This window comes from Rhodococcus sp. P-2 (assembly GCF_016598535.1).
Classification (GTDB): domain Bacteria; phylum Actinomycetota; class Actinomycetes; order Mycobacteriales; family Mycobacteriaceae; genus Rhodococcus_F; species Rhodococcus_F baikonurensis.
On the sequence record NZ_CP066779.1, the window covers coordinates 1366157 to 1388359 of the forward strand.

21 protein-coding genes are annotated in these 22203 nt (G+C 63.7%); 4 read left to right on the top strand and 17 right to left on the bottom strand.

What is annotated here, in order from left to right:
* Positions 1-136: 136 nt before the first annotated feature.
* A complete protein-coding gene (thiD, locus tag I7X09_RS06420; RefSeq protein WP_200316059.1) occupies positions 137-979 on the top strand; it encodes a bifunctional hydroxymethylpyrimidine kinase/phosphomethylpyrimidine kinase in 843 nt (280 codons plus the stop codon).
* Between the two features lie 4 nt (positions 980-983).
* Here thiD and I7X09_RS06425 read toward each other — a convergent pair whose 3' ends face one another.
* From I7X09_RS06425 to I7X09_RS06440, 4 genes are all read right to left on the bottom strand, one after another.
* Positions 984-1835: an adenylate/guanylate cyclase domain-containing protein gene (locus tag I7X09_RS06425; protein WP_124567864.1), complete on the bottom strand. Its 852-nt coding sequence runs from the start codon at positions 1833-1835 to the stop codon at positions 984-986.
* Positions 1836-1931: 96 nt separating this feature from the next.
* Positions 1932-3383, bottom strand: coding sequence for a M20/M25/M40 family metallo-hydrolase (locus I7X09_RS06430; protein ID WP_200316061.1), 1452 nt, complete (start codon positions 3381-3383; stop codon positions 1932-1934).
* A 132-nt stretch (positions 3384-3515) separates the two neighbouring features.
* Positions 3516-4286, bottom strand: coding sequence for an ABC transporter permease (locus I7X09_RS06435; RefSeq protein WP_124567863.1), 771 nt, complete (start codon positions 4284-4286; stop codon positions 3516-3518).
* The gene (locus tag I7X09_RS06440) at positions 4286-5080 is read right to left on the bottom strand and encodes an ABC transporter ATP-binding protein (protein WP_200316072.1); all 795 of its coding nucleotides are present in this window, start codon (positions 5078-5080) and stop codon (positions 4286-4288) included. Before I7X09_RS06440 ends, I7X09_RS06435 begins: the two co-directional genes overlap by 1 nt.
* 211 nt (positions 5081-5291) lie before the next feature.
* Here I7X09_RS06440 and I7X09_RS06445 point away from each other — a divergent pair, with 211 nt between their 5' ends.
* Positions 5292-6512 (top strand): HNH endonuclease signature motif containing protein, encoded by a 1221-nt coding sequence (locus I7X09_RS06445; protein WP_234036815.1) that lies wholly within the window; start codon positions 5292-5294, stop codon positions 6510-6512.
* Positions 6513-6527: 15 nt separating this feature from the next.
* On the opposite strand, the gene I7X09_RS06450 is transcribed toward I7X09_RS06445, so the two are convergent.
* From I7X09_RS06450 to I7X09_RS06485, 8 genes are all read right to left on the bottom strand, one after another.
* The gene (locus I7X09_RS06450; protein WP_200316076.1) at positions 6528-8129 is read right to left on the bottom strand and encodes a substrate-binding and VWA domain-containing protein; all 1602 of its coding nucleotides are present in this window, start codon (positions 8127-8129) and stop codon (positions 6528-6530) included.
* Between the two features lie 213 nt (positions 8130-8342).
* The gene (locus I7X09_RS06455; RefSeq protein ID WP_200317693.1) at positions 8343-9755 is read right to left on the bottom strand and encodes an acyl-CoA synthetase; all 1413 of its coding nucleotides are present in this window, start codon (positions 9753-9755) and stop codon (positions 8343-8345) included.
* A 12-nt stretch (positions 9756-9767) separates the two neighbouring features.
* Complete coding sequence (locus I7X09_RS06460) at positions 9768-10448, bottom strand: rhomboid family intramembrane serine protease (RefSeq protein ID WP_200316083.1); 681 nt, start codon at positions 10446-10448, stop codon at positions 9768-9770.
* A gap of 64 nt (positions 10449-10512) precedes the next feature.
* Entirely contained in the window at positions 10513-11616 is a 1104-nt protein-coding gene (gene dapC, locus I7X09_RS06465) for a succinyldiaminopimelate transaminase (RefSeq protein WP_200316085.1), read from the bottom strand.
* Positions 11617-11621: 5 nt separating this feature from the next.
* A complete protein-coding gene (gene fdxA / locus I7X09_RS06470; protein ID WP_003945248.1) occupies positions 11622-11945 on the bottom strand; it encodes a ferredoxin in 324 nt (107 codons plus the stop codon).
* A gap of 146 nt (positions 11946-12091) precedes the next feature.
* Entirely contained in the window at positions 12092-12850 is a 759-nt protein-coding gene (locus tag I7X09_RS06475) for a hypothetical protein (RefSeq protein ID WP_124567044.1), read from the bottom strand.
* Positions 12850-15408 carry a bifunctional FO biosynthesis protein CofGH gene (locus tag I7X09_RS06480; RefSeq protein WP_095972235.1) on the bottom strand — a complete coding sequence of 853 codons (2559 nt, stop codon included), beginning with the start codon at positions 15406-15408 and terminating at the stop codon, positions 12850-12852. Before I7X09_RS06480 ends, I7X09_RS06475 begins: the two co-directional genes overlap by 1 nt.
* Positions 15409-15526: 118 nt before the next feature.
* Positions 15527-15715: a hypothetical protein gene (locus I7X09_RS06485; protein ID WP_200316087.1), complete on the bottom strand. Its 189-nt coding sequence runs from the start codon at positions 15713-15715 to the stop codon at positions 15527-15529.
* 82 nt (positions 15716-15797) lie between these two features.
* On the opposite strand from I7X09_RS06485, the gene I7X09_RS06490 reads away from it, so the two are divergent.
* The gene (locus tag I7X09_RS06490) at positions 15798-16301 is read left to right on the top strand and encodes a PH domain-containing protein (RefSeq protein WP_200316095.1); all 504 of its coding nucleotides are present in this window, start codon (positions 15798-15800) and stop codon (positions 16299-16301) included.
* Positions 16298-17869 (top strand): PH domain-containing protein, encoded by a 1572-nt coding sequence (locus tag I7X09_RS06495; RefSeq protein WP_234036816.1) that lies wholly within the window; start codon positions 16298-16300, stop codon positions 17867-17869. The genes I7X09_RS06490 and I7X09_RS06495 overlap by 4 nt, the downstream gene beginning before the upstream one ends.
* Here I7X09_RS06495 and I7X09_RS06500 read toward each other — a convergent pair.
* The 5 genes from I7X09_RS06500 to I7X09_RS06520 form a co-directional block, all read right to left on the bottom strand.
* Positions 17829-18674, bottom strand: coding sequence for a uroporphyrinogen-III synthase (locus I7X09_RS06500; protein WP_124567047.1), 846 nt, complete (start codon positions 18672-18674; stop codon positions 17829-17831). The two genes, I7X09_RS06495 and I7X09_RS06500, sit on opposite strands and share 41 nt — an antisense overlap.
* Before the next feature lie 51 nt (positions 18675-18725).
* On the bottom strand, positions 18726-19142 hold the full coding sequence (locus I7X09_RS06505; protein ID WP_200316097.1) for a hypothetical protein: 417 nt from the start codon (positions 19140-19142) through the stop codon (positions 18726-18728).
* Positions 19143-19234: 92 nt separating this feature from the next.
* Positions 19235-19393 carry a hypothetical protein gene (locus I7X09_RS06510; RefSeq protein WP_019744522.1) on the bottom strand — a complete coding sequence of 53 codons (159 nt, stop codon included), beginning with the start codon at positions 19391-19393 and terminating at the stop codon, positions 19235-19237.
* A 107-nt stretch (positions 19394-19500) separates the two neighbouring features.
* The gene (gene mshB, locus I7X09_RS06515; protein WP_200316106.1) at positions 19501-20385 is read right to left on the bottom strand and encodes an N-acetyl-1-D-myo-inositol-2-amino-2-deoxy-alpha-D-glucopyranoside deacetylase; all 885 of its coding nucleotides are present in this window, start codon (positions 20383-20385) and stop codon (positions 19501-19503) included.
* Complete coding sequence (locus I7X09_RS06520) at positions 20382-22166, bottom strand: ABC transporter family substrate-binding protein (RefSeq protein ID WP_200316108.1); 1785 nt, start codon at positions 22164-22166, stop codon at positions 20382-20384. The genes mshB and I7X09_RS06520 overlap by 4 nt, the downstream gene beginning before the upstream one ends.
* Positions 22167-22203 lie beyond the last annotated feature (37 nt).

The window sequence follows — 22203 nt, forward strand, 5'->3', positions numbered from 1 at the left end:
CCGACGACGCTGTCCCGGATTCGACCAATTTTTGCACCGGAATCGACCGGATCGCAATCGCAGTTCGCGAGGTCGTTTGCGCGAGGGGCGGGGCCGAGATGCTGTTTCCCCAGGTCCGATCGGTAGGCTCGTCGTCGTGAAGCTGCTGCCCCTGACCCCCGCCGGACAGACCCCGATTCGGGCATTGACCATCGCCGGAACCGATTCCGGCGGTGGAGCCGGTATTCAAGCCGATTCCCGCACGATGGCGATGTGTGGAGTTCACGCCTGCGTGGCCGTCGCCGCTGTGACGGTCCAGAATTCGGTGGGAGTCAGCGGATTCCACGAGATTCCGCCGGAGATCGTCGCCGACCAGGTGCGCGTCGTGGTCTCGGACATCGGCGTCGGTGCGGCGAAGACAGGAATGCTGGCGTCGACGACGATCATCGAAGCGGTAGCCGCAGTCGCCGCCGAGGTGGGAATCGGCCGCGACCGACCGATCCCGCTCGTGGTCGACCCGGTATGCGCGTCGATGCACGGTGATCCACTGCTGCACGAAGAAGCTCTCGACGCGGTCCGCAACACCTTGATTCCGGCTGCCACGGTAGTCACTCCGAACCTCGACGAGATCCGGTTGATCACCGGCATCGAGGTCGTCGACGACAAGAGCGCCCGCCAAGCAGCAGAAGCGCTGCATGCGCTCGGCGCTCAATGGTCCATCGTCAAGGGCGGCCACCTTCGTACCTCGGAGCTGTCGACCGACCTGCTGTTCGACGGCGACCGTTTCCTCGAATTCAGCAGTGCCCGGATCGACACCGGCAACGATCACGGCGGCGGAGACACGCTGGCCGCTGCGATCACTTGCGCTCTCGCACATGGCTATTCCGTTCCGGACGCGGTGGCGTTCGGCAAGGAGTGGGTGACCAAGTGCCTCGAGGCGTCGTACGACCTCGGCGCGGGCCATGGTCCGGTGTCCCCGCTCTGGCGGCTTCAGGTTTAGTGCGCTAGTTCCGGCGTACGCGCCAGATACCCAAATCGACGGGGACCCCGTTGGGTGTGGTCGCGAAGAACCCGCGCCGCCACGGACGGATCGTGAGATCGAGATCCTCGAGGGTGCCGGCCTCGAGTTCCTCGAGCGTTGTCGCCGACATCATGATGTTGCCGTCGCCGCCCAAGCCCATCATCCGGGCGGCGATGGTCACGTCGACGCCGAGCCAGTCGTCGCCGATCTGGCGCGGGGTACCGGTGTGGAGGCCGACGCGCATGCGTGGGGTGTATCCGTCGAGGTCGACTTCCGCGAGCGCGTCCTGCGCGGTGAACACCGCCTTCAGGGCCGCGTCCGGGCGAATGAACACGGCCATCAGACCGTCACCCATCCGTTTGACGACGTGTCCGCCGTTGTCGGTGATCGGGGTTTCCACGGCCTGCGCCACCGCACGCAGGAGCGTCAGCGTGGCGCCGTCACCGGCTTCGAGCGACCAGGTGGAGAAGCCCACCAAATCGGTGAAGACGATGGTCAATTCTTGATCACCGCGCCCGCGGCCCATCTTTTCCAGCGCTGCCTGCCATACCTGCAGTGCTCCGAGACTCACTTCGCGAGTGGCTGCCGGCTTCTGATCGAGCAATCTGTCAGCGACGCGGGCCACGGCGCGGGCACCGCCGGGGCCGGCGAGCGAGAGCGGATCTCCGAATCCCGGATCACCGGGTAGTGCCCGCCTCAGCCGTCGTAGCGCGTCGATGAGTTGCTGCCGACGGTTCAGTTCTGCCGCAGAGTTCAAGACGACGTCGACGACGCCTCGAACGGAGGAGGAAGAAGCACCTGCCGTGTCGGTGTCCTCCGGGGACAGATCAGCCATAACTCAAGCGTAACTCAGAGTTACAGACAGTGTGCTGCCGCGGTTCTCGCACAGTGGCCTCCTGGTCGCTCGCCAGTCGATCATTCGGTCAGTCGATCATTCGGTTCTCGCCTGTGTTCGGGCATCTCCGACGGGAACCCCGTTCGGCCCACTCAAATCCTGGGCATACGTCGCAACTCCGAAGGCTACTGCAGAAGCGTTGGCAGCGAGCGCGTCGCGATCGATGTTCGCGAGGTTGTCCTGGGCACTGTGGTAATTCGGGTCGAAGGTCTCCTCCGCTTCGCCGCCCCACTTCTCGGCCTGAGCCGGTGTCTTGCGCTCGTCCGCGCCGCTGAACACACCGCCCGCAGGGATTCCGATCTCGATGAAGGGGCCGTAGTCGGAGCGTCCGTCGAAGTCCGTTCCGTCCGCCGCAATCCCCCGACCGGCGAGAAAGTCGACGAAGGTGCGCTCGATGCCCGCCGAACCCTCGGGACCCGGCCCCTCCCCTACGGCATCCGAGTTGTCGCCGTCGTAGGCCAGGTATCCGGCATTGGGCGAACCGAGCATGTCGAAGTTCAGGTACAGGGCGATGTCGGCCCGTTCCTGATCGCTCAGACCTTCCACATAGCGGGTGGAGCCGACCAACCCCACTTCTTCCGCTCCCCAGAACGCGAAGCGCACGGCATTCTCGATGCTCGGTGAGCTTCCCATCTGCAGCGCGGTTTCCAGCACGGCTGCGGTGCCGCTTCCGTTGTCGTTGATTCCGGGGCCTTCCGGCACGCTGTCGAGGTGGGCGCCCACGACGACCACATTGTCGGTCGCGCCGGTCTTGGTCTGCGCAATCACGTTGCGCGACTTCGTCGTTTCCGTCGAGGTGTCGAGAATCAGCGTGAGATCTCCGGGCGCTGCGGCAAGAGCCTCGCCCGACGCCTTGCTCACGCCGCCGGTCGGGATTCGGGCGTCTTCGGGTTCACCCAAGGTAGCCCCGCCCAGCATTGCGTCCTCGTTGTTGGCAACCAACAACGCTGCCGCGCCGCGGTCCGCGGCGATCTTCTGCTTGTCGCCGAACGGGCACACTCCGCGGGTGACCAGCACGATGGCACCGTTCACGTCGCGTCCGTCGTAATCGGTGGCCTCGCACCCTGGTGTCTCGTCGGCGGGAATCGCCACCAGGCGTGCCGTGATTCCGGTCGGTCCCGTGGACGTGGAATACGTCAACGCTCGCACCGGAACATCGGAGCCGTCAGCAGCTTTCAGGGATTCGGTGCCGGGATCGAAGGAGCTGAAGTCGAATTCCGGGGTAGTGACGTCGAAACCCTTGTCTTCGAGGAGGTTTGCCACGTAGTCGACGCTGGCGTCGTAGCCGGGGGTTCCGGCCGATCGATTGCCGTCGTTGTTACCGGCGATCTTTTCGAGTTGCTCCAGATGCCCGGTCACGGCGTCGACCGTGACGGTCTCGGAGAATGCCACCGGGTCTGTCGGGACGGCTGCTTGACTTCCCGACGAGCACCCACCCACCACGAGTGCTCCAGCCATTGCGACCACAACCACACCGAAGAGTCTCATCTTCGGAGGATATCGGCCGAAGCACAGGAAAGGGACCCAGTACGAATGGTTTTTCGTACTGGGTCCCTACTCTGCTGTCACTCCTCGTTCTCGGTAGGTCTCCCGACAACACCTACCGAGGGAGCGACAAGATCAGGCGTCGCGACGATTCACGATGACAATACTTGCTCCGAAAATCACCAGAACGAAGACCGCGAAGTAGATCAGGCTGCCCCAGGGACCCCAGTGGAAATCAAGGCTTCCGCCGCCCGGGCTGAGGAAGTGGTTTGCATTCGCGAACGGCAGGAACGGGGTGATCTTTTCACCAACACTGCCGAACAGTCCGAACAGGCTCTCGATGAGCAGCGGCCAGAGCAGGAGCAACGCAATAGCGCCGGCCGACTGGCGGATGATCGATCCCACGCCGACAGCGAGGATCACGCACAGGAACGCGTAGATCGGGATGCCGTAGATCGCACGCCAGTCGTCACCAGTCGACAGGGTCAGCCCCGTGCTGGCGTCGGTACCGGCCATGGCCTTGGCCACCGCATATGACCCGAAGGCGAGGGCAAAGGTCAGCACCGCGCCGAAGGCACCGATGAGGCCGGCTTTGGCGATCAGAACCGAGGCACGGTTGGGAACTGCCTGGAATGTGGTTCGGATTGTCCCGAAGCGGTACTCACTGGTGACCGCGAGGGCCGCCATGATCATGAGAACCATGATCCCGAAACCCGAGATCCCGGCCGTGGCGACGGCGGTGTCGAGGTCAGGTGCTCCCTGGACGTCCGAGGATGTCAGAGCCGACTTGGCAACGGCGCCCATGATGGCCGCGAAGCCGAGAGCGAGCACGATGATGATGACCGTGCACCACAGCGGGGACTTGGTCGTGGTGATCTTGATACGTTCAGCACTGAGAACAGCCATTACAGTGCACCTCCCATAGCCTGCTGTGTGTTTGCGTGGTGGGCTCCGGCACCCGGATCGACACCGGATGCGTGGTACTGGACGTCGTCTCCGGTCAACTTCATGAACGCGTCCTCGAGCGATCCCTGCTGGGACGCCAACTCGTACAACACGATTCCCTGTGAACCAGCCAGACCACCGATCACATCGGTCGTCGAATCAACGACCACCAACGCCGGCGCAACACCGGAACCGTCCTCACGCACCGTCAACCCCTGCGAGAGCAGCACACTGCGCAACGCATCGAGCTGTGGGCTACGCACCCGCACCGTCGACTCCGACGAACGATCCACGAACTCCGCCACCGTCGAATCCGAGATCAACCGACCCCGACCGATCACCACCAACTGCTCCGCCGTCAACGCCATCTCCGAGAGAAGGTGACTCGACACCAGCACCGTGCGACCCTCGGCCGCCAACCGCTGCATGAACTTACGAATCCAGACGATGCCCTCCGGATCGAGACCGTTGACCGGCTCGTCGAACAACAACACCTTCGGATCACCCAACAACGCACCCGCCAACCCGAGACGCTGCGACATACCCAACGAGAACCCGCCGGCCTTCTTGCCCGCCACCTCGGACAACCCGACCAACCCGAGCACCTCGTCCACCCGAGACTTCGTCGTCGTCGACTTACCCGCACCGTTCGGGCCCAGAAAGCCCGTCACGATGCCCGGCTTGACCGTGAACGACAAATCGTCCACCGCTTTCGTCGGTCCGTAAACCTTGGTCAATCCCCTCAGCTCGATCATACTGACCAGTCAACCACGAAAACCGAACTGTCGGAACTTTCGGTCACCAAGAGAGAAAGATGTTGCGGGCGTTCATTGTCGAGGCTATTATCGAATGTATGTTCGACACTACCGGGGGGTAAAAGTGACGACGCAAGTATCTGAACAGGCGATATCCAAACAGACGATATCCGAAGAGACAATCGGACAATTCCGAGCGTCACTCGTCAGCATGGATCGTTCCATCGACAACGCAGCACGTGTGGATCTTCTGCGCGCGTTGGAAGAGTTGAAGGCCAGTTGTGCTGGGGCCCAGGCACTACTGGCTGCCGATCTCGACGCGTTCACCCGCAAGGACCGCGGCGAACGGGGAGTTCCGCGCGCATACCAGGGCCGTGGAATCAACGCGCAGATTGCCCTCGCACGGCGAGAGTCGGCATGGTTCGGAACTCAACATCTGAGCTTGGCCCGCGCACTGAACGACGAGATGCCGCACACACGTCGACTACTCGTCCGTGGCTCCATCAGTGAGCATCAAGCGACAATTCTCATGCGTGAGACTGCGTGTCTCACAGTCCAGGATCGCGCTACATTGGATCGCGAGTTCTGCTGCGACGCTGCAATCTTGGACGGATGGGGCAACCACCAACTGACAGAAAGAATCCGCGCACGCACTGCCGAAATTGACTCCGACAGTGTTGCCAGACGAGCACGCAAAGCTGTGGGAGACAGACGAGTAACGTCACGGCCTGCACCCGACACGATGTGCTGGCTCAATGTGCTGCTTCCCGCAGCCGAAGGTATCGCCGTGCACGCCACGCTCAGGCGCGACGCAGATTCCGTACTTGCCGGCGGGGACAAGCGCACACGAGCGCAAATCATGGCTGATCTCCTGGTCGAGCGGGTTACCGGAATCGGTCGCGCCACACCGACACCCGTCACCGTGAATCTGGTTGTCTCCGACCAGTCATTGTTGGGCGACAATTCCGACCCGGCGCACGTTCATGGGTACGGGCCTGTACCAGCCGATATTGCACGCGAATGGATCGCCAAGTGCAGCGAAGACTCCGAAACAATGGCGACGGTCCGAAAACTCTACGCACGCCCCGACACCGGCGCGTTGACCGCAATGGAATCCACGGCGAGAACCTTCCCGAAGGGGTTGGCACGACTGATCGAACTCCGGGATCGCAGCTGCCGTACTCCGTGGTGCGACGCGCCGGTTCGCCACCGTGACCACATTCGCGACCACTCGAGGGGTGGACTCACCAGCGCAGCGAACGGTGCCGGGTTGTGCGCGGCATGCAATTACGCGAAACAGGGCTCGGACTGGTCTGCCGACCCTGTGCCGGGTAACCGGCACACCTTCACCACGACGACGCCTACCGGGCACCGATATTCGTCTGAGGCTCCGCCACTTCCGACACCCTGGACCGGTCCCGGCGCGGCCTGAGTTCTTCGGTGGGGCTCATGATCCTCGGTGAGCCAGTGCATTCACGAACACCTCGGAAATCTCCGAGGGGTCGCGTGCGATATAGGTCGACCCGCCCGTCACGCGGGAGATATCGGCGAGCGCTGCAGCGTCGGCGTCATCGGTGATGCCGATGGTGACGATGATGACCGGACGCGCCGGATCCTGCTCGCGTGCAAGAACATCGAGCAGCTGTTCACGGCTGATGCTGTCGGGATCTTCGTTTGCACCGTCGGTCAAGATGATGACGCTGTTGACCGCTCGCGGATCGTACGATTCCTGGACTTTCCGGAAGGCAGCCAGCGTCGTGTCGTACAAACCTGTGGCACCACGCTTGAGTTCGGTGAGCCGGTTCGCTTGATCAGCCATCAACTTTCGTTGAGTCACGCCGTCGACGATGGTGTCGTAGCGCCTGATCGGCACTAATTCCTGGAAGTCCTGGGTTCCGTTCATACCTTGGGAGAAGGCCCACAGACCGGCAGCGACGCTGTCCGGGAAGACTTGATTGCCGGCGAGAGCAGCAGCAGTGGTCAACTGCATGCGCGTCTTGCCACCTGCCGCCGGATAGTCCATCGATGCAGACACGTCGATCGCGACGAGTGTTCGGATCGGCTTGGCCATCAACGCCCAAGCACCCAGTGTCTGATCGGCCACCGACTGTTCGGAGACAGTCAATGCCGTGACGTCACCAACTCCACCTTCGACGGTTCCACCGCCGGAAGTACGGAAACCGCTGCGTGCCAGTACTTCCTGGGCAGATTCACTGTGCAACAGCTCGGCAATGGCGTCACTCTTCTTGGCTGCGGCGTAGTGCCGGTCCGGTGCCGACGCACTGACCACCAGTGGGTAGTCCATGATCATGGTTCCAGTCGCCGGCACGGTCGCGGAAATCCTCGACTCTGCCTTCGTGAACTCGACCACCTGCTGCTCGGTCGAAACACCAACCTTGCCTGAGCTGACCAATTCGGTGAGCATCTTCTGTCCTACCGGCTGATCTTCGGTACGTACACTTTCGGCTTGGGCATGGGGTACGAGTGCCGCTCGAACCGATTCGGAGGTGGCCCCGGTCTCCGCAAGAGCTCCGAGAATGGGCGCCGATGCAACCCCGGTGAACAATGGATTGCCCAGCGCGAGGTCAGGAACCTGTAGCGCTGTGAGCCAACTGGCAAACTGCTCGCCACCGCCGGAGGCGAGAACGACAGGTGAGGTCGCGATCGAACCGCCGGCCGCAGCGACCGGTCCCTTGGCCGTCAATGACGCTTTGCCGACCCACGCTGTCGAATCCGGTATCCACATGTCCGGCGCGTCCACACCCTTGCCCAAAGTTCCCGCGACGTCGCCGGGCAGCGCAGAGGTGACCGTTATCCGCGAACAGCCCGTCTGCTCCGGCGACGCTTCTGCGAGGATCTCCGTTACTGCAGGCGCGATCGCAGGATCTGCTGCCAGCGAGTACTCGTCGACGCTCTCGCAGGAATCGGACTGTGTTGCCTTGAAGACCACCACCCCGGTGGCGACTACCGCGACGGCAACCAACCCACCCACTGCGTAGAACCCGATCGACCGCCCGCTGTCAGGACTCGAATGCCGTCCGCCCGCCATGAAATCTGCCCTTCCGAGGCCACTCGCACTCAGGCATACCGACGGCATGCGTGCGACTGGAGCTATCCCTACCGGGCGGTAGTGTAGCCAAGAACACAGAATTTCCAACTAGCGCTGAATCATCGACGAACTGGCGGGCCCACATTCCGGGACAGGCGGGCCGAACTCACCAAGACTCGAGCGCCGGAGCGACTTTTCAGCAATCGGTTCCGCTCACCAGAGGTCGCGCTTCTGGACCTTACCCATCGCGTTACGCGGCAGAGTCTCGGCAAAACGAACTTCGCGGGGACGCTTGTGCGCCGACAACTCTGCCCCGACCAACTCGACCAATTCGGCTTCGGTGACCTCGGGACTGCCTGGCTTGCGGACGACGACGGCGATGATCCGCTGCCCCAGATCCGCGTCGGGGACACCGATCACCGCAACTTCGGACACCGAGGGGTGCCCGAGGATGGCAGTCTCGATCTCGCCGGCGCCGACTCTGAATCCGCCGGTTTTGATCAAGTCGATGGATTCGCGGCCGACGATTCGGTGGAACCCACCCTCGTCGATGACGGCGACATCGCCGGTCTTGAAGTAGCCGTCCTCCGTCCAGGACTCGGCGGTTGCGTCTGGACGGTTCAAGTAACCGTCGAAAAGCATCGGCCCACGTACCTGCAGGCCGCCGATGCTCTCGCCGTCGTGTGGAACGTCGTTGCCTCTTTCGTCACGAAGACGAGTCTCGACACCGCGCAGTGGCACTCCGACCCAACCCGGGCGTCGCTCGCCGTCGAATCGTGTACTTAGCGTCAGCATCGTCTCGCTCATGCCGTAACGCTCGATTGGGGTCAATCCTGTTCGCTCACGCAACTTTTCGAAGACTGGGACGGGAAGCGGCGCACTGCCGGAGACCAGCAGCCGAGCGCCGGACAACGCACGGGCCGCCTCTTCGTCTTCGGCGATACGCGACCAGACGGTGGGGACACCGAAGTAGAGGGAGCCTTTGGCTCGTGCGTAGTTTTCCGGCGTCGGCTTGACGGTATGGATCACTCGGCTGCCGATCCGGAGCGGACCGAGGATTCCGAGGATCAGCCCGTGCACGTGGAAGAGCGGAAGCCCGTGCACGAGGGTGTCTCGCCACGTCCAGTCCCAGGCCTCGGCGAGCGCGTCGATCCCGGCTGCGATGGCCGAGCGACTGAGCAGAACACCCTTCGGTGGGCCGGTGGTTCCCGAGGTGTACAGGACGAACGCTGTGGACTGAGGAGCCGGTTCGGGATAGCTGTGCCATGAGCGCGCATGCAACCGGACGGGGACTACCGGCAGAGTGTCGCAGTGCTCGTCCGTTTCACCGAGCCACGCCTGAGCTCCGGAGTCACGCAGAATGTGCTCCCGCTCAGCCCTGCCCGAGTCCGGCGGTACCGGCACAACGGTGACGCCGGCAATCAATGCACCGACGACGGCGAGGATCGTTTTTGCTGTGGGAGTTGCCAATACGGCAACCCGGTCGGCCTGCGCCACTCGTTCCGCGACCGAGGTCGCGGCACCGAGAATGGCACTCCGCGAGAGCACCGTGTCACCGATCGTCGCGGCGTCGTCGAGGTCGTCACCGCGGGCAACAGCAAGGGGGTTCAGTGATCTCAGCAGCACCACGACAGCATCTCACAGCGCGGATGGTCGCAAACTTTCTCCTGCCCGACGCGCATCCATCGAGTGAGGAGGGAACAGCGTCACCAGCGCCGCCCCCAGTAGAGCCCCGGAAAGAACTGCGAATCCGTGCGCGTCGTCGACCGTCACCAGAGTTGCGCCGCCGACGACAATCACGGCAGTCAGGACAATCTCGGGCATTCGCGGGCGCACCAGAACGCCGATTCCCGCCGCCGCCGCTGCCAGAGCCAGTGTCGCACCGGAGTTACCGGCGCCGGTCGACGGGAAGACTGCGGTGGTGAGCAAACCGAACAGCAATTGACCGAGCAGGAAAAGTGCCCAACCACGTGCGGCACCCCAGAGCCGAAAAGCAGGCGGCGCCACCACTGCCAACGTGAGAAGGTTGGCAACCGTCCCGGCAAGGCCGCCGTCCTGGACGAACACCGACGTCAGAATCCGCCACCACTGACCGTCGCGGATCAACGTGGGATCACGGCGAAACATGTCCAACAGTCCCGGCATCAGCGCCTGCAAAATTGACGGCGCTGCCACCACGAGCCAAAGCACAACGGCCGAAAGAGGTAGGTCTCCGAATATTCGACGATCCTTCAGCCACGCGAGCATCAGCGCGATCGAGGCAGCAACGACGGCGACAATCAGTACCGCGTCCAAGCCGCCGGTCCCTGAGGTGGTCACAGCGCGACCTTACATCGGACTGATACCGACATCAGGGAACCTGACACCCGCGAAAGCACACGGTTCAGGCGGAGAGGCGCTTTGCTGCCGCGGCGATTCGTTCGTCTGTTGCGGTGAGAGCGATCCGAACGTGCTTGCTCCCGCTCGGTCCGTAGAACTCACCGGGCGCAACGAGGATCCCGCGATCGGCGAACCAACTGACCGTCGCTCGGCATTCCTCGCCGCGGGTTGCCCAGAGGTACAGGCCGGCCTCGGAATTGTCGACGGTGAATCCGGCACCTCGGACAGCTTCGATCAACACGCTGCGACGCTCGCGGTACCGCTCGCGCTGGACGTTCTCGTGTTGGTCGTCGCCCAAGGCTGCGGTCATCGCAGCTTGGATCGGCAACGGCAGGATCATGCCCGCGTGCTTGCGCACCTCGAGCAGTTCCGACACCAGAGCCGGATCACCGGTGACGAACCCGGCGCGATAGCTTGCGAGGTTCGACGTCTTCGAAAGTGAATGGACCGCAAGCAAACCGGTTAGATCGCCGTCGTTGACCCGAGGATCGAGGATGGAGAGTGCATCGGCTTCCCAGGTCAACCCGAGGTAGCACTCGTCGGAGACGACGACGGCGCCGCGCTCGCGTGCCCAGGCCACGACCTTCTGCAAGTGCTCGAGCCCGAGCACCTTTCCGGTGGGGTTGGACGGCGAGTTCACGAAGATCATCGCCGCCGACTCGGGACCGAGCTTGTTCAAGCCGTCGGCGCGCAGAACGCGCGCACCTGCGAGTTTCGCCGCGACCTCGTAGGTCGGGTATGCCAACTCCGGAATGACCACCAGATCGTCGGCGCCGAGACCGAGCAATTTCGGCAGCCACGCGATCATTTCCTTGGTGCCGATGGCCGGCAGCACCGCTGCCGGATCGACGTCAGGAATGTTGTAACGGCGATCCAGTGACTCCGCCACGGCCTCGCGCAGTGCGAGCGTGCCATGAGTAGTCGGATATCCCGGCACCTCGGCAACAGATGCCAAAGCCTCCTGGATTACCGGATCCACCGGATCAACCGGCGTACCCACGGACAGGTTCACGATGCCGTCGGGATGAGAGTGTGCCTTCGCCGTGACGTCGGCGAGCGAATCCCACGGAAAATCAGGAAGCCCAGCGGCCACCGGAGTACGAGACAAGATCTCTATTCCTCACCCATGGGAGGCAGCGCCTTGATGAACGGCGTGTCGTAGTCGACCTTGCCGAGCTTGGCTGCTCCACCCGGCGAACCGAGATCGTCGAAGAAATCGACGTTGGTGCTGATGTAAGCGTTCCACTGGTCCGGGACGTCGTCTTCGTAGAAGATGGCTTCGACGGGACAGACAGGCTCACACGCGCCGCAGTCGACACACTCGTCGGGGTGGATGTAAAGCATGCGCCCACCCTCGTAGATGCAGTCGACAGGGCATTCTTCGATGCACGCCTTGTCCATCACATCTACACACGGTTCAGCAATCGTGTAGGTCACTGCCGATCTCCCTGCCTTCCTGTCGTGCATCGCCGCCGCAACACGCAGTTGCAAGGGGCCGAAAATCCGATACGACTCTCACGTACCGCGGGAACAGCCTATTATCCCCCTGCCGACCGACTCTGAGCAGGCGGGGGTAACACATTTCAGCCTACTGTGGTGATGTTCCTCGACCGAATCGCGATCCACTTCTCCCCCGCGGCGGCAGCGCGTACCAGTGCGCCGCGTTCACCGAGGTAATCCGCCACGACGCCGATCACCGGAATCTTGCCGAAAACCTCGTACGGCTTTGTCCGCGACGGACGCTTGTGCAGCTCGTCCGTGATGGCGCGAAAAGTCTTGGACGTGCGCCACAACGTGCCGATGAGCGCGAACGGGCGCCAGGTCTCGTCGGCGCCGCCGGCTGATTTCTCGGCGAAGTCCTCTCCGGTGAGAAGCTCTCGGGACTTCGTCTCACGCCGGCACAACACCGACGCCAGGAGGTCCACCTGCTGATCCCGTTCCGTCACTCCGTGTTCACGGGCAACCGCAACGAGCACAACGGCCTGATTCGCGAATGCCAGCAGGTCCTGGATCGGGAGCCGATTGAGGAGGACGCCGAAGATGCCGGGGAACGCGACGGCAACGGTGTTGAGTGCGCCCAACCGGGTCGTCCACCACTTCGAACGCTGCTCGTCGGTCATCACCGACCACGCCGCCGTCCCGGGGAACTTGACGACATCGAGGACCCAAGCGGCTGCGTCCAACACCATCGCGGCAGCATTTCGCTCGGGATCGGTCGGCTCGAAGGTCCGACGCTTGATTCCGAGCGGATCGCTGTAGGCGAGGTCCAGAACGGGATTGATGCCCCACACCGCTCGGTCGAGAACCTCGACGACCTTGCGGTCCCCCAATACGTCAGCCATCAGGCGATCGCTCCTTCGCGTCGTGCGTGTGTGGTGGTTCGTTCGCGTGCCGGACGTCCGATTCCCTCGGCGATGGCGCGCAGCTCTGCGACGGTCTTCTCGGACCCGTGTTCGGAGCCGGCCATCCTCGAGATCGTCTCCTCCATCAGCGTTCCGCCGAGGTCGTTGGCTCCGCCGTTGAGCATCATCTGCGTTCCGGTGATACCGAGCTTGACCCAGCTGGTCTGGATGTTGGGGATACGACCGTGCAGCATGATGCGTGCCAGTGCGTGCGCAGCGCGGTTGTCCCGGTTGGTCGGCCCTGGCCGTGAAGCACCCGCCAGGTACAGCGGCGCGCTCTGGTGAACGAACGGCAGCAGCACGAACTCCGTGAATCCGCCTGTGCGATCCTGGATTCCACGGAGTACGTTCAGGTGCCCGACCCAGTGGTGCGGCTGATCGACGTGTCCGTACATCATCGTCGAACTCGACCGCAGTCCCACCTCGTGTGCCGTGGTGACCACTTCGATCCACTCCGCCGTGGGCAGTTTGCCCTTGGTGAGGATCCAGCGCACCTCGTCGTCGAGGATCTCCGCTGCCGTACCGGGGATGGTGTCGAGTCCCGCCTCACGCAGGGCGGTCAGCCAGTCCCTGATGCTTTCACCGCTGCGCGAAGCACCGTTGACGATCTCCATGGGCGAGAACGCATGGACGTGCATCGACGGCACGCGCTTCTTGACTGCGCGAACAAGGTCGGCGTAACCGGTGACGGGAAGTTCCGGATCGATACCGCCCTGCATGCACACTTCGGTCGCGCCGGCGACGTGCGCTTCCCACGCACGGTCGGCGACCTGGTCCGCCGACAGGGTGAAGGCGTCGGCGTCACCCTTGCGCTGCGCGAACGCACAGAACCGGCAGCCCGTGTAGCAGATGTTGGTGAAGTTGATGTTCCGGTTCACCACGTAGGTGACGTCCTCACCGACAGCATCCTTGCGTAGCGCATCCGCCAGTGCCACAACAGCTTCCAGGCCCGGGCCCTCCGCCGTGGCAAGGGCCAGGTATTCGTCGTCGGAACATCCGGCCGGGTCGCGTTCGGCACTGCGCAATGCAGCCAACAGATCGGTGTCGACGCGAATCGGAGCACTCAACTCGAGTACCTGTTCGCGCACGGTCTCCCAGTCGCCGAACGCACTGCCCAGGTCACTGCGGGTCTCGGTGTTGCGCCCGTCCGTGTCGATCTCGGTATTGAGATCGATGCGTCCGCTCGATTCCCACGACTCGTCCGGCTCCTGCCACGGTCGACCCACCGGCTTGGTGTCGGGCAAGGCGAGGCCGGTCTTGGGATCCGCCAGTGCCTGCACGTGACCCGCAATGCGCGGATCGATCCACGGAGCCCCGGCCAGGACATATGCCGGCTGAGCCGCGGTGCGTTCGGTCAGCGTGAAGCCGCCTTCGGCGCTGATCTCGGCCAAGGTCTCGAGATTCGGCCATGGGCGCTCCGGGTTGACGTGATCGGGGGTCAACGGCGATACCCCGCCCCAGTCGTCCACACCGGCGCCGAGCAGCGCGAGGCACTCGCTGTTGGAGACGAGATTCGGCGGACTCTGAATCCGCATCGTCGGCCCGAGCAACAGGCGTGCGACGGCGATGGCCGCGAGAAACTCGTCGAGTCCTGCATCAGGGGTGTTGCGCATCGCGGTATCAGGCTTGGCCAGGAAGTTCTGAATGATCACTTCCTGGATGTGGCCGAACGCCTTCTGCGACTTGCGTATCGCCATGATCGATTCGGCACGCTCGAGGAAGTTCTCCCCGATGCCCACAAGAATTCCCGTGGTGAACGGTATGTTCAGGCGGCCTGCGTCGGTCAGAGTGCGCAGCCGAACCGCCGGGTCCTTGTCCGGGCTGCCGTAGTGGCATTCGCCTTTGTCGGTGAACAGCCGAGTAGCGGTCGTCTCGAGCATCATGCCCATCGACGGCGCAACAGGCTTGAGTCGCGAGAGCTCTTGCCAGCTCATCACACCGGGATTCAAGTGCGGGAGCAGTCCGGTCTCCTCGAGCACCCGAATCGACATCGCCCGCACGTAGTCGAGGGTGGAGTCGTAGCCGCGTTCGTCCAGCCATTGCTTGGCTTCCGGCCAGCGAGCCTCGGGGCGATCCCCCAGCGTGAACAACGCTTCCTTGCAGCCCAATTCGGCACCTGCCCGGGCAATGTCCAAAACCTCGTCAGGCTCAAGGAACATGCCGTGCCCGCCGGCACGCAGCTTCCCGGGCACCGTGACGAAGGTGCAGTAGTGGCACTTGTCCTGGCACAGACGGGTCAGCGGAATGAACACTTTCCGCGAATACGTCACGGTGTTCGGCCGACCCGCTGCCAGCAGACCGGCATCGCGAACCTTGGCCGCCGAGGAACACAGATCGGTCAGATCGGTTCCCCGTGCCTGCAGCAGCGTTGCCGCCTCGTCGACGTTCAGGGTCGCTCCGTCGCGTGCACGACGGAGAACGCGCCGCATCGCCGACGCTGACGGGCCGGGCGACGGACTGGACGAGGCGGACGCGGAAATACCTGGCATCGGAAGCATGGTGGGTTTGCCGGAGTCATCACCAGTTCGGTTCACCTAGCGATCATGCGCCATGTGAGACGACTAGTGCCACCCGGTGCCAGAAGTAGGAGGCCTCACGGGCTCGATACCCCCTCGATCACGAGGGCGGATAGTCGTCGTCGACCACTACCTCGACTCGTTGATCCACCACGTCTGCCAGTGGTGCGTCGAGTGGGATGTCGGTCAGATCGGGTTCTTCGGGGGCGTTCGGATCTACGGGTGTCGATTGTTCGAGCGCATCTGATTCCGGAGCCTCCGGGTCGAATGTCGCATCTTGTTCGGTCATCACGTGCTCCCTTCTCGGTCGCCACACTCCACGATAGGGCCGATGTCGACAGATCGCCCCTCACTCGACCAAAGTAGTGCCCATGACTGCGCCGCAACCGCTGACCATGGCCGACCCATTATGGCGACCCAGCACCAAAGCCCCGAGGCTGTGGGCAATCACTGCCGCACTGTTCTGGGTACCCGTCATCATCGCCGAAATCGTCTGTGCCGTCTTGATACCCGGAATCCCGTCCTGGGTGGTCGGCACCGTATTCGCAGTCACCGTCCTCTTCGCTGCCACCTACATTCTGATGGTTCCGGCGTGGCGGTATCGCGTCCACCGATGGGAGATCAGTGACACCGCGGTGTACACACGCACCGGCTGGTTCACCCAGGAACGACGCATCGCACCGATCTCGCGCGTGCAGACAGTGGACACCGAGCGCGGACCGATCGACCGGATGTTGGGTCTGGCAACCGTGACGGTCACGACGGCGTCGTCGGCCGGGGCCGTGAAGATCTCCGCGCTCGACCAGGAAATCGCCGATCGCACGGTCGCTCAACTGACGGAGATCGCGGGCACCAACGTGGGAGACGCGACGTGAACGAGAAACAGTTGGGCGACCCGACCGCGATCGACATTCCCGCCGAGGCGGAAACGGCAGCTGCCGAGGCAGCCGAAGAGGAGCAGCCCTGGCTCCGCCTCGACCGACGCATGCTTCTGGTCCACCCCGTCAACGAAGTGGTCAAGCTGCTCCCGGTCCTGCTCGTCTCCGTTGTTCTCGGCAGCCAATCCGGGAATCACTGGTGGGGACTCGGCGTCGTCACTCTGCTCGTCGTCTTCGGTCTGTTGCGGTACTTCACCACCACGTACCGAATCGGGCCCGTTCACGTACAGCTGCGCACCGGGGTCTTCCAGAAGAAGCTGCTCTCCGTCCCGCGCAGCCGCATCCGATCCGTCGACGTCGAAGCCGGGGTCATGCACCGACTGCTCGGACTGTCGATCGTGCGCATCGGGACCGGCCAACGCGCTGGGAGCGGCCACGATTCGAACAAGTTCGAGCTCAACGCCCTGTCGACTGCCCTGGTTCCGGACCTGCGCGCCGCACTGTTGGCCGGCGCGCAACAGGCACGAGGGCTGCAAACCCCGGGCGCTCCGGCCTCGAACGTCACCGAACCGGTCGACACCGAGATCGGACACTGGCAGCCCAGTTGGGTTCGCTACGCACCCTTTTCGTTCACCGGGATCGCAATCATCGCAGCGATCATCGGCATCTCGTTTCAATACGGCATCGGCACTGCCGTCGCGAAATCGTCGGCGGTAAGCGACAGCTTCGACTCCCTCGAGAGCCTCGGCATCGCGCTGATGGTCGTCATCGCGCTCGTCGTGCTGCTCGTGCTGTCGAGTGCACTCGCCTGCGTCCAATACCTGATCGCGTTCGGCAACATGAAACTCACCGACAACGGACGCATCCTGCATGTCAGTCACGGCCTGTTGAAGACTCGGCAGACCACACTCGACCGCGCCCGCCTGCGTGGCACGACGCTCAAGGAACCGCTCCTGCTGCGGCTGGCCCGCGGCGCGCGGCTCGACGCCATCATGACCGGGGTGAGCGCCGAGAAGAAGGAATCTTCACTGCTGCTGCCGCAGGGACCACGCCGGGAGGCCGAGCGAGTGATGGCCACCGTGATCGGTGATTCACGCCAGGCTTCCACCCCGCTGATCCCGCACGGCCCGGCCGCGCGCCGTCGCCGCTACACCCGGGCACTGTTTCTCGCGACAGTGGCGTTCCTGGTCTGCGTGGCGTGCGCGGCATCCGGCGTGCACGTGCCGATCTACGCGTGGTTCGGGGTCGCTGTGCTCGCGATCGGCGGCGCTGCGCTCGCCTACGACCGATACAACGGCCTCGGCCACGCAGTTCTGCCGGGGTGGTTGATCACCCGAAGCGGCTCGCTCGACCGACAGCGTCACAGTCTCGAATCCGAAGGTGTCATCGGATGGACAGTGCGCGAGACGTTCTTCCAGCGGCGCGCAGGTGTGGCAACCGTGGTCGCTGCGACGCCGGCCGGCACGGGAAGCTACGAGGTGATCGATCTCCCCGCCGAGAACGCGTGGGCCATGATCGAAGCCGTCACTCCGGGCGGTGGCGACGTCTGGGCAGGTCGTCGATGATGAGCCTCGCCAGCGAACCGAGACGCGATCGCTCCGGCTGGATGGTCGGAACACCGAGGAGTTCGAGCGGAGCGGCGGTCACCGGTCCGACGCAGTAGGTCGGTACCGGTCCGCGCATCGCTGCGACGAACCGCTCCAGCTCGCCCATTTCTTTTGCCGTGCTGAGCATCGAGGAGACCGCGGGGGCACTGGTGAAGGTCAGCGCGTCGATTGCACCGGAACGAACTGCAGCAACCAACGCGCGGACCGGCGACTGATCCGGCGGCCGGATCCACCGATAGACCGACACCGGAGTGACAACCGCGCCGATGTCGGCGAGGGAGGCGCTCAGGTCCGTCAGCGGCTCCCATTCGGTGATGGTGCCGTGCAACTGAACCGCGACGCGTAAACCGGCCACTCCCTCGCTTCCGAGGTGTGCCAGAACTTCCTCGGACGACTCGCCCGAAGGCGACCATTCCTCACGCAGTCCGGCGCCCCGGATGGCGCCCGTCGCCTTCGGGCCGCGGGCGATGATGCGCGTGCGGGCGAGAGCTCCGAGGAACTCGTCGGTCAAACCCCACGACGCGACGGCGTCGAGCCAACCTCGAAAGCCGATTCCGGTGCTGATCACGACCAATTCCGGTGGCTCGGCAATCAAAGCGGACGTCTGAGTGCGCAGGTCTCGATCGTCCACCAACGGCAGCACATGGATCACCGGTGTTCGAACGATCTCCGCGCCTCGACGTTCGAGGAGCGTCGCAAATTCTTCGACACGCCGTTCTGCGGTCAAGGCGATAGTCGCGCCCGCCAAATCATGTTCAGCCACAGGCTGAGTGTCCCTTATGCACGGGTCAGTTTCCTACGCGCGCGCCGAGAACTAGTGCGAACTGAGGGTGGCAAGCCTGTTGATCGCTACTTTGAAGAGGAAAACCGCGGCCGGAGCGATTGCGCCGACCAGCAGCAGGAAGGTCAGCGGGGACGAGAGCACCAGCACGTCGCCGCCTGGACCACCGACCATGCACACCAAGAACCCGACGATCCAACCGGCGAGGGGCAAGGCGGCCCTACCCGGCGTCGTAACCGTGCGGGCGGCGATCACCAAGGCGAGGTTCGCCACCGCTGCCACGAGAATGCTGATCGGAAATGCCGTAGTACCGAGATGAGTCGGCAAGAACAGGACGGACAACACCGCGCACAGGAACCCGTCGAAAATCAGGACGCCGAGGATGACAGGGTCGAGCCACGACAGTGACGTTCCTGTCGAAGCGCCTGTGTTGGTCTCGGCCGTGATCATGGTTTCGATAGTGGTCTATCGACGGCTGACGCGCGAGCGCGGGGTCCCTCCCGACAAGCACCCCGGCTCGCACCCGACAAGTACGTAGTCGATCAGGGAACCGGTGGGAACCCGAGCAGCGTCAGCAGATGACTTTGCTGATCTGCGAACGCGTAGAGCGATCCGTAATACATGTCGTGGTAGTAACCGGCCATCGGACGCAACGAATCGACGAAGGCAACGATCTGGTTCTGCAGGTCCCAGTTGTACATTTCTTCAGCCCCCAGGCTTTGCTGTCACCGAAAGGACCACCCATCCGGTGACACGCATCACACACCACTACGGCGTCGATCGCAATGCCTGCCAGCCGACGCCCAGGTCAGCTGTGCAGCCCGCCGAACAGATCGCTCTCACGACCGTCCTCACCCACCGGACCGAGCGTGCCGGCGGCCAATACGAAATGCTCGACCGTCAGGATCGGTTGAACCACGTTGTTCGACAGTGCGAACTCGGCTCCGCTCGGGGCTACCGTCACCTGAGTGGCGTGGGCGCTCAATGCCCTCGCCTTCGCGTCCATGACGCCTCGAACGTCGATCGCCGTCGTCACGTCTCCGTCGTCGACGCTCGGCAATTCCCCGGGCTCGGGCAGACGCCACTTTTCCGGGAACTCGGAAATTGCCGCGATGCCGCGTTCGAGTCCGCTGCGCTCGGTCACGGTCCAATAGAACTTCGGAGTCGACCACGGCTCGCCCGTCTCGGGATACGCGGTCGTTGCGGCAGCTTCCACGGCCGCGGTCGTGATCGCGTGCGCCTGGATGTGATCCGGGTGCCCGTAGCCTCCGTTGGGGTCGTACGTGATCACGACGTGCGGCCGAATCTCACGAATGACGGCGACCACCGCGCCGACTGCCTCGTCGAGTCGAGCATTGACAAAAGCACGGGGATTGGCGGCCGAAGGTGTGCCGATCATTCCGGAATCGCGATACCGCCCGGCACCGGCGAGGAAGCGGGGAGCGGCACTGCCCAAAGCCGACAAAGCAGCACTCAGTTCCGCGATCCGGTAGCCACCGAGTTGATCGGCCTCGGAAGCCACGAGCCCGGCCCACGCGTCACCGATCACTTCGCCTTCCTCCCCCAACGTGCAGGTGAGGACCGTGACCTCGGCGCTTTCGGACGCGTATCGCGCGATGGTGCCGCCGGTGGTGATCGTTTCGTCGTCCGGATGTGCGTGCACCAACAGAAGTCGCTTCGCCGACGCGGTCACTTTGCCACCCTCACCCAGTCCGTAGCGTTTCCGAATATCCCTACCTGCACCGGGCCGTCGAGTACGACGCCCTCGACGCCGGTACCGACTGCGACCAGCGCCCGTGACTGCACGATCGGCAATACCGCCGCAAGATCCCACAGCTTGGGCTCCGCATCGTTGATCAACGATCCGAGATCCCCGACTCCACTGAGCGCTTCGTCGATCCGACCTTGTAGCGCAGGATCACACAGCCCGGACAGATTGCTCGGGGCCTCGACGCTTGTCGTTCGGACCGGCTCCGGCGTCTGCGACGGCGTCGGTGCGGGCACCACCGAAGCCGGCGCAGGAACGGAAGGTGCTGTCGGGCAACTGAACCGGGAGGCCAGTGACGTCGCCGTGTCGGCGCCCGCTCGGCTCCACCCGACGATCATGTCGACGCGTCCTGTAGTCAGATCCTCGCCGTAGAGCTCCTCCGGCGGCACCGATTCGACGGTCGCCAGGATTCCCACGTCACGCAATTCGTCGGCAGCGGTGTTTGCCACGGCGATCGCGATGTCGTCGTTTTCGGGAGCGCCGATCAGCAGTGTCAGCTGAGCGCCGTCCCGAACGATCGATCCGACCGTTCCAGTGCCCGTGACGATTCCGGTGGGCGGTGCCGTCAGGTAGCCGGCTGCGGTCAGCTCGCCCAGCGCCTGCTCTCTGGTCGGTTTCGGCGGCGCGGTGGGCGCATATCCCGGATCCGACGGAGCGAGGATCTGAGCTTTCACCGGGGCGGACGCCGATTCACTCCCGGCCGCCACTACGGCGAGCAGGTCCGGATCGAGCAGTCCCAGAACACCTTTACGCACCCGAACGTCGGCGAAGTTCTTGCTGCGCCCGTTGACGTTGATGTCGAGAGTGCGCGGAACGTAGGAGAAAGCCGTACTGACACCCGGGATGGCAGACAGCTGGATATCCGTGGCGCTACCCGAATGAACTTGCGCCACTTGAGCATCGTCGGTACGCAGTGCGTCCGCCAACTGCGAAGCCGTTCCTCCGCGTCGCAGAACTATCTGATCCGGATCCGAAGGCTTGCCCCAGAATCGGTCGTTACGTTCGAGCACGATTTCGTCCCGGCCACGATCGACCGAGCGCACGTGAAAGTGGGCTCCCGACACCGGAATCCCCTCACTCAAACCGGTGCTGAAACCGCCGGGAGTGTCCTTGATCAGGTGCGAGGGAAGAATATCGGTGAACAACTCTCGCCACGCCGGATACGGCGCACGCATCACGACGTTGACCGTCTTGCCACCGCCGGAGGAGTTCACGTCGTCGATCATCTGATAGCCCGCGGGATTGACCACGCCGGGAACCGAGATCATCTGCTGCCACAGGTAGCGAAAGTCTTCTGCCGCAATGGGAGCACCGTCCGACCATTGGGCTTCGTTGCGCAGTTGGTAGCGAACCGTGAACGGGGCCTGCGACGTCACTTCAGCCGAAACGAGGAAAGAGTCGTCGATCGCCCACTCCGTCGCACCAGGCTGCGTCGGCGAATTGATCGGACGAAATGCACTGGGCAATACGAGGTTGCCGACTGCGGAGTTGACCGGCGATTGATCCGCGAGCAGGTGCGGGTTGAATCCGCCTCCTACCTCGTCGATTGCCACAGTGACTTGCTTCATCGCCGGAACGACCGGAGTCGGTGTGGGCTTGACGGTTTCGGTGCTCTCGACCGGAGGCGGCGGATCGGCTGTACATGCAGTCAGCGACAACGCCGTCACTGCCACTGCCAACGCCAGGTAGCGACGTCCTGAGGCCACAGACAATTCCTTCCGTACGGGGCCGCGTCGCCCCTTC

What these genes read in the sequence shown, in the direction of transcription:
- I7X09_RS06440 (WP_200316072.1), bottom strand. Translation starts at nt 5,080, where the DNA reads ATGATCGAGCTGAGGGGATTGACCAAGGTTTACGGACCGACGAAAGCG.
- I7X09_RS06485 (WP_200316087.1), bottom strand. Translation starts at nt 15,715, where the DNA reads ATGACCGAACAAGATGCGACATTCGACCCGGAGGCTCCGGAATCAGAT.
- I7X09_RS06435 (WP_124567863.1), bottom strand. Translation starts at nt 4,286, where the DNA reads ATGGCTGTTCTCAGTGCTGAACGTATCAAGATCACCACGACCAAGTCC.
- I7X09_RS06475 (WP_124567044.1), bottom strand. Translation starts at nt 12,850, where the DNA reads ATGGCTGACGTATTGGGGGACCGCAAGGTCGTCGAGGTTCTCGACCGA.
- I7X09_RS06505 (WP_200316097.1), bottom strand. Translation starts at nt 19,142, where the DNA reads ATGATCACGGCCGAGACCAACACAGGCGCTTCGACAGGAACGTCACTG.
- I7X09_RS06510 (WP_019744522.1), bottom strand. Translation starts at nt 19,393, where the DNA reads ATGTACAACTGGGACCTGCAGAACCAGATCGTTGCCTTCGTCGATTCG.
- I7X09_RS06480 (WP_095972235.1), bottom strand. Translation starts at nt 15,408, where the DNA reads ATGCTTCCGATGCCAGGTATTTCCGCGTCCGCCTCGTCCAGTCCGTCG.
- I7X09_RS06445 (WP_234036815.1), top strand. Translation starts at nt 5,292, where the DNA reads ATGGATCGTTCCATCGACAACGCAGCACGTGTGGATCTTCTGCGCGCG.
- I7X09_RS06430 (WP_200316061.1), bottom strand. Translation starts at nt 3,383, where the DNA reads ATGAGACTCTTCGGTGTGGTTGTGGTCGCAATGGCTGGAGCACTCGTG.
- I7X09_RS06425 (WP_124567864.1), bottom strand. Translation starts at nt 1,835, where the DNA reads ATGGCTGATCTGTCCCCGGAGGACACCGACACGGCAGGTGCTTCTTCC.
- I7X09_RS06490 (WP_200316095.1), top strand. Translation starts at nt 15,798, where the DNA reads ATGACTGCGCCGCAACCGCTGACCATGGCCGACCCATTATGGCGACCC.
- I7X09_RS06450 (WP_200316076.1), bottom strand. Translation starts at nt 8,129, where the DNA reads ATGGCGGGCGGACGGCATTCGAGTCCTGACAGCGGGCGGTCGATCGGG.